Annotated in this window: 13 protein-coding genes; 9 read left to right on the top strand and 4 right to left on the bottom strand. The window is 65.8% G+C overall.

Annotation, left to right across the window (positions count from 1 at the left end; genetic code table 11):
* Position 1: 1 nt before the first annotated feature.
* The 8 genes from AC3FKH_RS27895 to AC3FKH_RS27860 all read left to right on the top strand — a co-directional run bounded on the left by AC3FKH_RS27895 (position 2) and on the right by AC3FKH_RS27860 (position 8,811).
* On the top strand, positions 2–133 hold the full coding sequence (locus tag AC3FKH_RS27895; protein WP_488678941.1) for a hypothetical protein: 132 nt from the start codon (positions 2–4) through the stop codon (positions 131–133).
* Positions 134–149: 16 nt separating this feature from the next.
* Complete coding sequence (locus tag AC3FKH_RS27890) at positions 150–929, top strand: IclR family transcriptional regulator (protein WP_488678940.1); 780 nt, start codon at positions 150–152, stop codon at positions 927–929.
* Between the two features lie 334 nt (positions 930–1,263).
* A complete protein-coding gene (locus AC3FKH_RS27885; protein ID WP_488678939.1) occupies positions 1,264–3,204 on the top strand; it encodes an AMP-binding protein in 1,941 nt (646 codons plus the stop codon).
* Positions 3,205–3,292: 88 nt separating this feature from the next.
* On the top strand, positions 3,293–4,123 hold the full coding sequence (locus AC3FKH_RS27880; protein WP_488678938.1) for an enoyl-CoA hydratase/isomerase family protein: 831 nt from the start codon (positions 3,293–3,295) through the stop codon (positions 4,121–4,123).
* 283 nt (positions 4,124–4,406) lie between these two features.
* Complete coding sequence (locus AC3FKH_RS27875; protein WP_488678937.1) at positions 4,407–4,979, top strand: AraC family transcriptional regulator; 573 nt, start codon at positions 4,407–4,409, stop codon at positions 4,977–4,979.
* A 170-nt stretch (positions 4,980–5,149) separates the two neighbouring features.
* Positions 5,150–6,334, top strand: coding sequence for a CaiB/BaiF CoA transferase family protein (locus AC3FKH_RS27870; protein ID WP_488678936.1), 1,185 nt, complete (start codon positions 5,150–5,152; stop codon positions 6,332–6,334).
* A 228-nt stretch (positions 6,335–6,562) separates the two neighbouring features.
* On the top strand, positions 6,563–7,807 hold the full coding sequence (locus AC3FKH_RS27865) for a CaiB/BaiF CoA transferase family protein (RefSeq protein ID WP_488678935.1): 1,245 nt from the start codon (positions 6,563–6,565) through the stop codon (positions 7,805–7,807).
* 38 nt (positions 7,808–7,845) lie between these two features.
* The gene (locus tag AC3FKH_RS27860) at positions 7,846–8,811 is read left to right on the top strand and encodes a tripartite tricarboxylate transporter substrate binding protein (protein WP_488678934.1); all 966 of its coding nucleotides are present in this window, start codon (positions 7,846–7,848) and stop codon (positions 8,809–8,811) included.
* A gap of 94 nt (positions 8,812–8,905) precedes the next feature.
* On the opposite strand, the gene AC3FKH_RS27855 is transcribed toward AC3FKH_RS27860, so the two are convergent.
* Positions 8,906–9,553, bottom strand: a complete 648-nt coding sequence (locus AC3FKH_RS27855; protein ID WP_488678933.1) for a TetR/AcrR family transcriptional regulator — start codon at positions 9,551–9,553, stop codon at positions 8,906–8,908.
* A gap of 245 nt (positions 9,554–9,798) precedes the next feature.
* On the opposite strand from AC3FKH_RS27855, the gene AC3FKH_RS27850 reads away from it, so the two are divergent.
* Positions 9,799–10,701, top strand: a complete 903-nt coding sequence (locus tag AC3FKH_RS27850; RefSeq protein WP_488678932.1) for a LysR family transcriptional regulator — start codon at positions 9,799–9,801, stop codon at positions 10,699–10,701.
* 25 nt (positions 10,702–10,726) lie between these two features.
* Here the strand turns inward: AC3FKH_RS27850 and AC3FKH_RS27845 are convergent, their stop codons facing one another.
* From AC3FKH_RS27845 to AC3FKH_RS27835, 3 genes are all read right to left on the bottom strand, one after another.
* A complete protein-coding gene (locus tag AC3FKH_RS27845) occupies positions 10,727–12,259 on the bottom strand; it encodes a class I adenylate-forming enzyme family protein (protein WP_488678931.1) in 1,533 nt (510 codons plus the stop codon).
* A gap of 126 nt (positions 12,260–12,385) precedes the next feature.
* Positions 12,386–13,543, bottom strand: a complete 1,158-nt coding sequence (locus tag AC3FKH_RS27840; RefSeq protein ID WP_488678930.1) for an acyl-CoA dehydrogenase family protein — start codon at positions 13,541–13,543, stop codon at positions 12,386–12,388.
* Between the two features lie 97 nt (positions 13,544–13,640).
* The coding region (locus AC3FKH_RS27835) for a hypothetical protein (protein WP_488679051.1) at positions 13,641–13,733 on the bottom strand (93 nt) is incomplete at its 5' end.

Genomic DNA, 13,733 nt, shown 5'->3' with positions numbered 1-13,733 from the left:
CATGACGGAATCCAAGCGCCTGCACCTGATCCGCCAGGTCGATCTTCTCACGCTGCGGCGGTTCCTTTCCGCCATCGAAGAGCAGCAGATCGGGCGCGTCCGCCGGCCTGATGATTTGTTCCCTACCTTGTAAGGCGCACGGAGTGGCAATGACTCAATCCTCACCGGTCACCATGACGCTGGAGCGTGGTCTCAAGGTGCTGCGCGCCTTTCGCGCGGAGCGGGTGCCCCTGACCAACAGCGAGCTGGTGCGTCGAACGGGGCTCTCGAAGTCGACGGTGTCCCGGCTGACGGTGACGCTGGTCAGCCTGGGCTTCTTGCGCCGGGTGGCGGGCGGGCCGCAATTCGAGCTGGCCGGTGGTCCGCTCGGCATCGGGCACGCGTACCTGGAGACCAACGCGGTGACGCGGCTCGCCCAGCCGTTCATGCAGCAACTGGCTGACCGGCTCAACGTGTCCGTTGCACTTGCCGTGCCTAACCAGCTCGACATGCTCTACATTGCCTATCGGACCAGCACGCGCATCGCCACGCTGCGGCTGGGCGTGGGCTCGCTGCTGCCGATGGGCCTGACAGCGATCGGCCGCGCCTGGCTGTGGGGACTGCCCAAGGACGCACGGGCTGACTATGTGGCGTCCGTGGTCGAGGCCGCGGGCCCGCAGGCGGAAGAGATCAGGAAGAACATCGAAGCCGCATTCGATGACTTGCGCGAGACCGGCGTCTGCATGTCGGTCGGTGAATACCAGCGCAACGCATATGGCATTGCCTTGCCGCTAAGGGTGGGCCGCGGCAGCATGCTGATGGCGCTGAACTGCGGCGCGGTCGAGCTTCGGCCGGACGTCGAGTCGATACGGGCGAGCATGGTGCCGGAACTCAGGGCCGCCGCGGTGGAACTGATGGTGCTGCTGCGCGATGTCGGTACCGAGGCCTAGTGCGCCGGTAGCCGGGTCGTGTATCCGTCCCGCATGATCCGTCATGCGTAGGTCTGGATCGCGTTCCGTACTTCGGAAATGAAAATCGAGACAACGGATTCGACTACGCCCGCAACCGCGCGGGGTAACCCGCGCCAACTCCCGGATGCATGCCGCGCCGCGGCATTCCAAAGTACGGCACAACTCTGCCGGGACGATTGACTTGATCAGGAGCGTCGAGCACGCTGGTTCCATGCGATGGAGATGGCGCTGCCTGGAGTTCCCGATGCTGCATGGGGCCTGCATTGCCCGCATCGCGCCGCTGTAACCGTGCAACCAATACGCTGGATTTTCGATGAGTGACTCTCTGCACAATGACTGGATCCCTACGGGAGACGATATCGCCACGGCGAACGTATCGGCGCTGGTCGCGCGCCTGGGGCTGAAGGACTACGATGAACTGCTGGCCTTCTCGAACGAGAAGCCCGACGCCTACTGGAATGCCGTCAACGACTTCTGCGGGATGGTCTGGGACGTTCCGTACGAGCGATACCTCGACGCGTCCAAGGGGCAGCCGTTCCCGAAATGGTTCCCGGGTGGCCAGCTCAACTGGGTCAGGTCCGCGCTCAGGTGGGCCGACGACCCGAAGATGGCGTCGCATGCCGCCGTGGTGGCCGAGCGCGAGGACGGCTCGGTTCAGCGCCTGAGTTATGCCGAACTGGCGCAAAAGGTGGCTGCCTTCGCCGGCGGCCTGAAGGCCCTTGGCGTGGGGCGAGGAGACCGGGTCGGCTTGCTGATGGAAAACGGTGTCGAGGCAACGGTGACCTCGCTGGCCATCGCCTGGATCGGCGCGGTGACGGTGCCGTTGTTCAGCGGCTTCGGCGTCGATGCGATCGTGTCGCGCCTGTCGTCGTGCTCGGCCAGCGCACTGGTGGCCACCACCGGATTCTCGCGCCGGGGCAAGTGGGTCGATACGCGCAGCCTGGTCGACGAGGCCATGTCGCGCCTGCCGGAGATCGGAACCACGATCTGGAAGCATGCGGGCGAGGCCATTGCCTTCGGCGACAAGGTGCTCGACTGGCAACAGGTGGCCGGTGCGCAGCCTGACGCCACGGCAGCACGGATGTCGCCGAACGATCCATTCATGATCATCTATACCTCCGGCACCACCGGGAAGCCCAAGGGCACCGTGCATACCCACGGCAGCTTCCCGATGAAGATCGCACACGATTCTGCGGTCCACTTCAATGTCAGTCCGAAGGATGTGTTCTGCTGGCCCGCGGACATGGGCTGGGTGGCAGGCACGCTGGTGATGTCGTGCGCGCTGCTGCGCGGCGCGACGCTGGTCTGTTATGACGGTGCCCCCGATTTCCCGGACTGGTCGCGCATGTCGCGGATCATCGAACGCTACGGGGTGACGCACTTCGGCTCCGCGCCCACGCTGATCCGGGGCCTGGCCGCCAACGAGGCCAACGCCACGCAAGGCGATGTGTCGACGGTCAGGTTGCTGATCACGGCAGGGGAGGGTATCGATCCCGAGCACTTCCTGTGGTTCCAGAAGGCGTTCGGCAGTGGCCGCAGTCCCGTCATCAACTACACCGGCGGCACCGAGGTTTCGGGCGCGCTGCTGTCCAGCGTGATCGTGAAGCCGATCAGCCCGGCCGGGTTCAACACCGCATCGCCGTCTGTGGCTGCCGACGTTGTCGACGCGGATGGCAGGTCGCTGACCAATACCGTGGGGGAACTGGCGATCCGCCGGCCCTTCGTCGGCATGACGCAGTCGTTCTGGCAGGATGACGAGCGCTACCTGGATGCCTACTGGCGCACGGTGCCGGGCATCTGGGTGCACGGCGACCTGGCGCTGCGCCGCGACGATGGCACCTGGTTCATGATGGGGCGCTCCGACGACACCATCAAGCTGGCGGGCAAGCGGCTCGGGCCCGCCGAGATCGAGGACGTGCTGCTGGAACTGCCGGAGATCGCCGAGGCCGCCGCGATTGGCGTCGAGGATCCGGTCAAGGGACAGAAACTGGTGGTCTTCCTGGTGCCATCCGCCGCCATGGCGCTGTCGCAGGAAGCGCTGGCGTCCGCTGTCAGCAAGCATGTCGATGGCCGCCTGGGCCGCCCGTTCCGCCCATCCGTGGTCCACGTAGTGGCGCAGCTGCCGAAGACGCGCAGCTCGAAGATCATGCGGCGCGTCATCCGCAGCGTCTACACCGGCGTGCCTGCCGGCGATCTGTCCGCGCTGGACAATCCGCCGGCGCTTGATGAGATTCGCGCGGCCGCAGCGCATTGATGGCGTATTGACGCCGCATCGATTGACGGGGGCGCGTGTATTTCCTTGTTCGCTGCACACGCCCCCGCACTTTTATTCAGGAGATTCCATGTCAAAAAGCAACGCCGCCGCGGGTGCGGCCTATGAGAACTATTCGAGCCTGGCGTTCGACCGCCCGAGCGAGGGCGTCCTGCGCATCACGCTGAACCGTCCCGAGCGCCTGAACGCGCTGGATGCCCGGGGCCACGACGAGATCGCCCGCGTCTGGCGCGACATCGACGCCGACCCGACCGTGAGCGCCGTGGTGCTGTGCGGCGCGGGCAAGGCATTTTCGGCCGGCGGCGACTTCGAGATGGTCGAGGAGATGATCGATTCCTTCGATGCGCGCGCCCGCGTCTGGCGCGAGTCAAAGGACCTGGTCTACAACATCATCAATTGCTCCAAGCCGATCGTTTCGGCGATCCATGGCTCCGCGGTCGGTGCGGGACTGGTCGCTGCGCTGCTGGCGGATATCTCGGTGGCGGCCCGCACCGCGCGGCTGGTGGATGGCCATACGCGTCTCGGCGTTGCCGCTGGCGACCACGCAGCGATCGTGTGGCCGTTACTGTGCGGCATGGCCAAGGCCAAGTACCACCTGCTGCTTTGCGAGCCGGTGAGCGGCGAGAAGGCAGAGCAGATGGGCCTCGTGTCGCTTGCCGTGGATGAGGCGGACCTGCAGGACACGGCGGTCTCGATCGCCACCCGTCTTGCCAATGGTGCACCGTCGGCGATCCGCTGGACCAAGTATGCGCTGAACAACTGGCTGCGCCAGGCAGGGCCGACCTTCGACGCCTCGCTGGCGCTGGAGATGTTTGGCTTCGGCGGTCCCGAGGTCAAGGAAGGCGTGGCCTCGTTCCGCGAGAAGCGCGGTCCGGTGTTCCCGCGTACGACCACGGCCTGAGTTTGCGCCTTGCCTCCGCGGCACGTCACCGCGGAGGGTCTTGCCCACATTCACTTCAATAGTGTCCAGGATCTATGCGCCGACGCCGGTGCGTCGGCTGATGCCGGCAAAGGTGCGCGCCTTGCTCGACGTCGTTGGCAGTACCGACGAACAGCGGCGCCATGTCGTGACGGTAAACGGGGCGTTCGGAAATTGCATAGGCGGGAAACCGGCCTGGCGGCGATGATATTCATCGTCCCTGACCGCTTTCCGAACCACCATGCGCGTTCATCTGCAGTCCCACATGCACGTCAGCCTGCACCGGCTGTTGCTGGCCTTCCCGCTGGCTGTCGCCGCCACGCACGGCAGGCTGGTGATCAGGCGGCGCGGATATGAACGCCTGCTGCTGCCCGGGCAGGAGGTGACCATCGAGCCGTTCGGTGTCATCGACCTGCACCTGGACGGCAGCAGCGTGCAGCCATCCGCCTGTATCCTGGCGATCCAGGACATGGTGCCCGCGGCGCTGCACGCTTCCCTGCATCACCGTATCTGCAAACGTGTTTTCCTGCAGCCACAGTACGCGTGGAGCGCCGCCTTTATCGCTGAGCGGCTGAATCTGTCGACTGCGCAGGTGCGCCGCACGCTGTTCGCGCAGGGGACGGCCCTGACCGATCTATGCCGCACGCAACGGCTGATGCGGGTGCTGTTCGAAGCGATGGCGGGCGATGTTGCGGTGTCCGCTCTGGGGCGCTTCGCCGGCTGGCCTGCCACCAGTGACCTCGACTGCGCTTTCTACGACCGCTTTGGCTTGTCGATGGATGCGGCCAGGCGGCTTGCGGCCAGCCGCTCGTCGGGCCGGCGGCTTTCGGTCGCATGAGCCGGGCGACGCGGTATGCCGGTTCCGGGTCGCGACCCGGCCAGACCATTTCGATGCACGGAACGTCTTGTGAGCCTTGATTGACCGGCGAAGCGCCGGCCGTCAGGATCGATTCCATCAGCCGTCGTCTCCCCCAGACGAGGCAGCCAGTGAGATGGAAGCTAAAGAAGATGTCCAAGGTGCTTGAAGGTATCCGCGTCCTCGATTTCGGACGCTTCATTGCGGGCCCGTTCTGCGCAGCGTTGCTCGCCGATTACGGTGCCGACGTCATCCGGATCGACCGGGTAGGCGGCAGCGAAGACCGGTTCATCGTGCCGGTCACGGACTCCGGGGAAGGGGCGCTGTTCCTGCAGTGCAACCGCAACAAGCGTTCGATCACGCTGGACATTGACAGCGAGGAGGGCCGTGAGGTGGTGCGCCGCCTGGTGGCGACGGCTGACGTGGTGGTGGCGAACATGCCGCCGAAAACGCTCGCGAACCTGGGGCTGGATTACGCGACGCTGAGCGCGATCAATCCCGGCATCATCCTGACCGCTTCGACGGCCTTCGGCTCGCATGAAAGCGCTGGCCACCGGGTCGGCTTCGACGGGGTGGGGCAGGCGATGAGCGGCGCAGTCTACATGTCGGGCACACCGGACAGCCCTACTAAGGCGATGGTGCCGGTGGTCGATTTCTCGACCGCCTTGTCGTGCGCGCTGGGCACAGTAATGGCGCTGTACGAGCGGCGCAACAGCGGGCGCGGGCAATGCGTCGAGGCGTCGCTGCTGCAGACGGCGCTGAACCTGTCCAGCGGGGCGCTGATCGAGGAAGCGGCGCTTGCCATCGACCGGCAGGCGATGGGCAACCGCAGCCCCTCCTATGGACCCTCGGACATCTTCCGCGTGGCCGACGGCTGGATCATCGCCCAGGTGATCGGGCAGCCGCTGTTCCGGCGCTGGGCCAATCTGATCGGTGCACCGGAACTGGTGGACGATCCCCGCTTCAGCGACGACCTGCGGCGCGGTGAGCACGGTGATTTCCTGAGCGACCTGATGGGCAAATGGTGCGCCACCCGCACTCGCGATGACGCGCTGCGGGAATTGGAGAAGGCCAAGATCCCGGCGGCGCCGATCTATTCCCCGCGCGAGGCGCTCGATGATGCGTCGATCCAGGAGTCCGGCGCCTACATCTGGCTCGACTACCCCGGATTGCCGCGCAAGGCACCGATCGTAGCGCCGCCCGCAGTGCTGTCGCGTACCCCGCCCGATGTTGCGCGGCGGCCGCCCATGGTTGGCGAACACACCGAAGAAGTGCTGGCTGAGGTGGGCTACGACCGCTCGCAGGTGCAAGCCATGCGCAAGACCGGCATCGTCTGACAGCACGATCCGCACCGCGAGCAATTCGCAGAATGCGAACCGGTGGTTCGCCAGTGACTACTTGAGCGCAACCGCCCGGTTCCACTAGCATCGATTAAGGGTTACGGTGACCTGTCCCGGCCAAAGGACCGGAAAGCACGGTGCCCTCGCGTAGCGAACAGTTGTAAGGCAATGGAAATGGAAAGGGCCCGGCCGCATGACGCCGGACCGACAAGAAAGGAGACAGCAGTGCAAGCAAATCAATCGCGGCCACTTGAAGGCATCCGCGTACTGGACCTGACTGTGGCGCTTGCCGGGCCGTATGGCTCGCTGCTGCTTGGCGGAATGGGCGCGGAGGTGATCCGCGTGGAAGCGCCCGGTGGGGGGGACATCGCACGAACCAACCCGCCGTTCGTGGGCAGCCACGGCATCCACTTTGGCCAGCGTGAAGACGGCGAGGTATCGCTGACGGTCCTGAACCGGGCCCGCAACAAGAAGAGCATCACGCTGGACCTGAAATCGGAGCAGGGCCGCGAGCTGTTCATGCGGCTGGCCGAGGAATGCGACGTGGTGCTCGAGAACTTCAGCGAGGGCACCACCGCCAAGCTCGGCGTCGACTACGAGCAGGTGAAGCAGCGCAATCCGCGCATCGTCTATGCGTCGGTCAAGGCGATGGGCGAGCCGAGTGCGTTTCCGGGGCTCAAGGGCATGGACATCATCGTCCAGGCGCTCAGCGGCCTGATGGAGGTCACCGGCTACGCCGATGGCCCGCCGACGCGCTGCGGCCTGCCAATTGCGGACATGGTCGCGCCGATGTACGTCGTCAATGGCATCCTGGCCGCGCTGATCCACCGGGGCCGCACCGGCGAGGGCCAGCGCGTGCAGGTGTCGATGCTGGATTGCCTGGCATCGTGGGTGGCCGAAGAGCACTTTGACGTCATGGGACGGGAAGGCTATCCCTCGCGCACTGGCAACTACCACGACCGGCTCGCGCCGTTCGGGGTCTACCCGACGCTGGACGGGCACGTGGCAATCGTCGCGTTCCAGCCGGACTGGATGCGCGGGCTGCTGGAATCGATCGGGCAACCCGAACTGCTCGAGGACCCCCGTTTCAGCGGCCGCGGGCCTCGCATGCGCAATGCCACGGCACTCAACGAGGTCATCGCGGGCTGGACGAAGCAGCGCAGCTCGGCCGAGGTGGTGCGCGAACTGCTGAACAACCGCGGTGTGCCCTGCGCGCCGGTGCGCAAGCCCAACGAGGTGCTGCACGACCAGCGGCTGCATGACAGCGGCGCGCTGATGAACCTGGCCCACCCCGAGTTCGGCCCGGTGGACGCGGTGGGCATGGGACTGCCGATCCGATTCTCGGCGACGCCATCGCAGTTCGACCGGCCTGCCATGGAGCTGGGCGGTGCCAACGAGGAGATTTACGGCGGGCTGCTCAAGCTCAGCCCGATAGAGATCCAGGCATTGCGCGAAACGGGGATCGTCTGACCATTGCCCCGCCGGCCGATTCAACAGGAGACAACGCAATGATTTCACGCCGTACTTGCCTGCAGCTGCTACCCGCGCTGGCAGCGCTACCTCTGGCGGCACGTGCGCAGGCCTACCCGTCCCGCCCGGTCCGCTTTATCGTGCCTCTGAGCCCGGGCTCGGGTACAGACGTCGTTGCGCGCTACATGAGCGCGGAGTTGGCGAAGACGATGGGCGGGTCGTTCGTCGTCGAGAACCGCATGGGCGCCAGCGGGATCATCGGCACCGATCTGGTAGCAAAGGCGCCCGCCGACGGCTATACGATCCTGTTCAACTATGCGGCGCACTACTCGAACCAGTTCGTCGAGAGGACGCCGTATGATGCGGTCGGCGACTTCGAGCCGGTCGCCCGCCTGGCGACCTCGGCGATGGTGCTGGTCACTGCGGCGAACTCGCCGTTGCACACGGTGCGGGACCTCATTACCGCCGCGAAACGCAAGCCGGACGGGCTGTCCTATGGCTCGCCCGGCAATGGCACCACGCCGCAGATGGCTGCGGCGCTAATGAGCAATATGGCCGGGATCCGGATGAACCACGTTGCCTACAAGGCGCCGGCGCAGGTCGCAATCGATGTGGCGGGCGGACAGCTGGATGCCGGCTTCGGCGGCGTGGCCACGTCGTTGCCGCTGGTGAAGGCGGGGCGCTTGCGGGTGCTGGCCGTGACCAGCAAGCAGCGGTCGAGCTATTTTCCCGACGCGCCCACCCTGGACGAGGCCGGCCTCAAGGGCTATGAACTGGTCACCCCGATCTGGGCATTTGCCCGCCGCGGCACGCCGCAGGCAATCGTTACGCAGTTGTCCGACGCCATGACTAAAGCCGCCGCGGCGCCGGCCTTCAAGGCGTTCTGCATCAACCAGGGGCTGGAGGTCGACATCCAGGACGCTGCGAAAGCCCGCGCCAATGCGCCGGCCGAACTTGAGCGCTGGAAGAAGCTGGTGGCGCTGTCTCAGGCGAAGGCAGGATAACCATGCCTGCATGCCGAGGGCTTTCTCCCTCTCTCCCGCGTGCCGGAGAGGGGGAACCCGGTCCGCGATCGGGAGGTGCTGCTGCAGTATTGGCTCACGAAGCCACGGCCTGCGCCCGCCGCGCCGGCTTGCGCACCTGCTTGGGCCGGACGCCCTCAAACAGGATCGCGCAGAGTTCGTCGATCACCTTTTCGGGCGAGCCCTTCTTCGGGTTGAACCAGGTCTGCACGGAGGTAATCGTGCTCAGGACGAACACGCGGCACAGGGCGATGTCGATGTCCTCGCGCAGGTGCCCTTCGGCGCGCAGGTCTTCCAGCATGCAGCTCCAGAACGCCTGATGCTGGGCCCGTCGCTTGAGATGGCGCTCGCGCACCTTGTCCGGCAACTCGGCCAGCTGGCGCCCATGCGCCAGGGTGTAGTCGCCGTACTTGATCATCGCGCTGAAGAGGCCGAGCAGGCCGGCACGGAAGCGCTGCTCGGCGTCGGCGCCTGGCGGGAGCGCCGCGATGCGCGCCTGCGTGTGCGCAAAGATGCTTTGGGCACCGTGTTCCATTACCGCGTCCAGCAGCTCTTCCTTCGAGGAGAAGTGGTAGTAGATGCTGGCCGCTTCGATGCCGGCCTGGTCGGCAATCCCGCGCATGGTAGTGGCGGCATAGCCTTGCGTGCCAAAGGCGCGCGCCGCCAGGCGCATCAGCTTCTCGCGGGTGTCCACAGTGGTGGCGTTGGCCTGGCGTTTTGTCATGATTTATGAGGGCCTGAACCGGGTTCCTGGCAGTGTTGTGGGGATATTCCCCATGGAAGTTACTGCATCGGGCGCGCAAAATCTACCTAACGTTTGTGGGGCTAGGCCCGTGCGGCCGGACTGGAACACGGTCAGGCTTGGAGGAGGGCGGCAATTCACGCCCGGCGGGTCCGGAAATCGCACCGCTCAGGTGTACTGCGCGCTGCTGTGGGAGATAATCCGGTACGACGTTAGGGAAGAATGTGATGCGCTTTGATCTGGTCGATCTAAAATTATTCACGCATATTGCGGAGGCCCAGAGCCTGACCGGCGGTGCACAACGCTCGCATCTGTCCCTGGCGGCGGCCAGCACCCGCATCAAAAACCTGGAGGAACACGTCGGCGTCAAGCTGCTGAGCCGCAGCAGCCAGGGCGTGAAGGTAACCGGGGCGGGGGAGACGCTGCTTGCCCACGCGCGCCGCGTACTCCGCCAGCTGGAGCAGTTGAGCGGCGATCTCCAGGAGTATGCGGCAGGCGTGAAAGGCCATGTGCGCGTCTTTGCCAACACCACGGCGATGAGCGAGTTCCTGCCAGCCGTGCTGCGCACCTATCTGGTGAACCACCCCGACGTGACCATCGACATGCACGAACGGCTGAGCCCGGACATCGTGCGCGCGGTGCAGGACGGGATCGTGGACATCGGCATCGTCGCCGGCAACGTGCGTACCGAAGGGCTCGAAGTCATGCCATACCGGAACGACCGCCTGGTGCTTGCCACTGCACTGAGCCATCCGCTGGCCGAGCGCAGCAGCGTGGATTTCGTCGATACGCTCGACTACGACTTCATCGGCTTGCCGGAAGAGAGTGCGATCCACAATTTCCTCAAGCGGGCCGCGGCGGACTTGCAGCGTGAGCTGCGCTGGCGCGTCCAGGTCAGCAACTTCGAGACCGCCTGCCGGATGATCGAGGCGAATGTCGGTGTCGGCGTGCTGCCGGAAACCACAGCCCGCCGCCATGCGAATACGATGGCGCTGCGGATCGTCCAGCTCAACGATGAATGGGCCGAGCGCAAGCTGCAGATATGCGTTGCAGATCTCGGCGCATTGCCGCTGTTTGCGCGCAAGCTGGTGGATCTCCTGGTCGAGGACGGTCTCGGGCGCCAGGACTGAAGGCGCCCGCGAACCCCTGATTCCGCTACTTCTGCGCGGCGACCATCTGCCGGAGCTGGTGCTTGAGCAGCTTGCCGCTGGCCGTCGCCGGAATCGCGGCCACGCGCAGGATCTTCCCCGGGCGCTTGTATGGCGACAGGCGATCGATCAGATAGGCGTGCAGCGCCTCCGCATCGAACTTCTCTCCATCCTTGATTTCGACAAAGGCGATCACTTCCTCGTTGCCGTCCGCAGCGGGCTGCCCGACCACGGCCGACAGGCGCACGGACGGATGTGTGTTGATGACCGATTCGACTTCAATCGGGTAGACGTTGAAGCCGGAATGGATGATCAGGTCCCCGGTGCGGCCGACGATGAACAACGCGCCGTCGGGACCCAGCCGGCCGATATCGCCGGTGTTGAGCCAGCCGCCGGGGCGCAATGCCTCGGCGGTCAGGTCCGGGGCATGGTAGTAGCCGCGCATGACGCCGGGACCTCTTACCCATAGCTCGCCCGGTTCGCCCTCCGGCACCGGCTTGCCGTCCGTCCCGACCACCTGCAGCTCCGCGCCTTCGACGATCTCGCCCGCCGCGCAATCGGTGCGCGGCCGTTCCATGCGTGTCACGAACAGCGAACCCGCATACTCGGTCATCCCGTAGCCATGGTGCAGCGGCTGGCCGAACATCGTCTCGACCTCCTGCTTGAGCGTCGGATCGAGCGGCCCGCCGCCCGTGTAGAGATAGCGCAGCCGCGGCGACGGCAGCAGCGGCAAGCCGCTCGCACGCACGTGCGTGACGATACGGCTGAACATCATCGGTACGCCCTGCAGCAGCGTGATGGCACCTTGCCGGATTGCCGCGATGACATCCTCCGCATTGAAGCGCGCACACAGGTACAGGCTGGCGCCAGCTTGTAAGGTCGAGAGCAGCAGCGTCCCCAGCCCGAAGACATGCGACATGGGCATGACCGCGTAGGCGCAGTCGTCGGCCTGCATGCGGCGGGAATCGACCGTGACGCGCGCAAAGTGCAGCAGGCCCCGATGGGTGACCATCGCGCCCTTGGGCTGCCCCGTCGTGCCGGACGTATAGATCAACGCGGCGACGTCGCGCGCGAGCGCTTCAGGCTCGCGCTCGCTGGTTTCGTCGACGGCGCTCGCCATCAGCGGGCCCAGACCGGCCGGGGCGATCTCCCGGGCCCGATAGCGCACGCCGTGCCGCAACGCATCCGGCGACGCAGCGTGGGTGAACAACATCAGGCGTGGCCGGCAGTGCGCCCGGATCACCTCGATTTCCCGTTCTGTCAGGCGGGCATTGACGACGACCGGCCACGCCCCCAGTTCCGACAAGGCGAACACCAGCGTGATCACCGCCAGGCAGTTCTCGGCCGTGATCAGCACCCGGTCGCCGGTGCCGACGCCCTGCGCCTGCAGATAGCGCTGCGCATCCTCGATACCCGCCCACAGCTGCGAGAAAGTGGTGGTGCGGCCATCCTCGAAGACCGCCACATGCCCGGGTGCCTGGATGGCCCAGTGGCGCGGGATGTCGCTGATCCGTTGTGCGGGTTCTCGGTCCGGTGGCATTTCGCGGGAATCCTTGTGCGGGTGGAAAGCGGTTCCGCAGGGCGGGGCGCAAGCAGAACGACGCCAGTGTATGTGCGCCGGAAGTGACGTGCAATCCCGTTGCTCCGGGCCGGCTATGGGCGACCTTCAGGCATCGCGCGCCTGGCGGATCATGTTGCGGGCAATGATGACCTGCTGGATCTGCGTGGTCCCCTCGTAAAGGCGGAACAGGCGCACGTCGCGGTAGAAACGCTCGATGCCGTACTCGGCGATGTATCCGGAACCACCGAGGATCTGTACCGCGCGATCCGCCACGCGGCCCACCATCTCAGTGGCGAACATCTTGCAGCACGAGGCTTCGGTGGAAACGTTCCGGCCCTCGTCGCGGCGGCGAGCGGCGTCGATCACCATGCATTCGGCCGCATAGAGTTCGGCCTGGCTGTCGGCGAGCATGGCCTGGATCAGCTGGAATTCGCAGATGGGCTGGCCGAACTGCTTGCGCTCCAGCGCATAGTTCAGGGCGTCGCGCAGCACGCGCCTGGCCACGCCGACGCTGACGGCGGCGATGTGCAGGCGCCCCTTGTCCAGCACCTTCATCGCGGTCTTGAAGCCCTGGCCTTCCTTCAGGCCGATCAGGTTGGCGGCGGGCACGCGCACGTTCTCGAAGATGACGTCGCAGGTGTGCGCGCCTTTCTGGCCCATCTTCACGTCGCGCTTGCCGAAGCTGATGCCCGGCGTCTTAGCATCGACGATGAATGCCGAAACCCCGGCCGATCCCTTGATATCGGGATTGGTACGCGCCATCAGCGTGAACATGCCGGCTTGCGGCGCGTTGGTGATGAAGCGCTTGGTGCCGTTGACCACATAGTGGTCGCCATCCTGGATTGCGGTAGTGCGCAGCGAGCTGGCGTCCGAGCCGGCGTCCGGTTCGGTCAGCGCAAACGAGGCCAGGATCTCGCCGGTGGCCAGGCGCGGCAGCCAGGCGGCCTGTTGTTCGGGCGTGCCATCCATGAGGATGCCCTGCGAGCCGATGCCCACGGTGGTGCCCAGCAGCGAGCGGAACGCCGGCGAGGTCTGGCACAGCTCCATGACCACGCGCACCTCCTCTTCCATGGTCAGTTCCAGGCCGCCGAAGCGCTCGGGGATGGTCATGCCGAACAGGCCCATGTCGCGCATGTCCTGCACGATGTCCTGCGGGATTTCATCGGTCTCGGCCACCAGTGCCTCGGCGGGCACCAGGCGTTCGCGCACAAAGCGGCGCACGCTGTCGAGCAGGGCTTCGAGGGTGTCGTTATCGCGGATCATTTCAGGTTTTCCTAGATGGCGGGACGGCGGGCACAGACCGGCCGTCTTCGTGACGCCGAGAAAAGGGCCGTGCCCTGGCCAGGATTAATGCGGTGGCTCAGTAGCGCTCAAACACCGCAGCGATACCCTGGCCGCCGCCGATGCACATGGTTTCCAGCCCATAGCGGCCGCCGCGGCGCTGCAGTTCGTG

Source organism: Cupriavidus sp. 21MJTG02-4 (assembly GCF_057798975.1).
This window is presented reverse-complemented; position numbering and strand designations above follow the sequence as displayed.

What these genes read in the sequence shown, in the direction of transcription:
- AC3FKH_RS27895 (WP_488678941.1), top strand. Translation starts at nt 2, where the DNA reads ATGACGGAATCCAAGCGCCTGCACCTGATCCGCCAGGTCGATCTTCTC.
- AC3FKH_RS27890 (WP_488678940.1), top strand. Translation starts at nt 150, where the DNA reads ATGACTCAATCCTCACCGGTCACCATGACGCTGGAGCGTGGTCTCAAG.
- AC3FKH_RS27885 (WP_488678939.1), top strand. Translation starts at nt 1,264, where the DNA reads ATGAGTGACTCTCTGCACAATGACTGGATCCCTACGGGAGACGATATC.
- AC3FKH_RS27880 (WP_488678938.1), top strand. Translation starts at nt 3,293, where the DNA reads ATGTCAAAAAGCAACGCCGCCGCGGGTGCGGCCTATGAGAACTATTCG.
- AC3FKH_RS27875 (WP_488678937.1), top strand. Translation starts at nt 4,407, where the DNA reads ATGCACGTCAGCCTGCACCGGCTGTTGCTGGCCTTCCCGCTGGCTGTC.
- AC3FKH_RS27870 (WP_488678936.1), top strand. Translation starts at nt 5,150, where the DNA reads ATGTCCAAGGTGCTTGAAGGTATCCGCGTCCTCGATTTCGGACGCTTC.
- AC3FKH_RS27860 (WP_488678934.1), top strand. Translation starts at nt 7,846, where the DNA reads ATGATTTCACGCCGTACTTGCCTGCAGCTGCTACCCGCGCTGGCAGCG.
- AC3FKH_RS27855 (WP_488678933.1), bottom strand. Translation starts at nt 9,553, where the DNA reads ATGACAAAACGCCAGGCCAACGCCACCACTGTGGACACCCGCGAGAAG.
- AC3FKH_RS27850 (WP_488678932.1), top strand. Translation starts at nt 9,799, where the DNA reads ATGCGCTTTGATCTGGTCGATCTAAAATTATTCACGCATATTGCGGAG.
- AC3FKH_RS27845 (WP_488678931.1), bottom strand. Translation starts at nt 12,259, where the DNA reads ATGCCACCGGACCGAGAACCCGCACAACGGATCAGCGACATCCCGCGC.
- AC3FKH_RS27840 (WP_488678930.1), bottom strand. Translation starts at nt 13,543, where the DNA reads ATGATCCGCGATAACGACACCCTCGAAGCCCTGCTCGACAGCGTGCGC.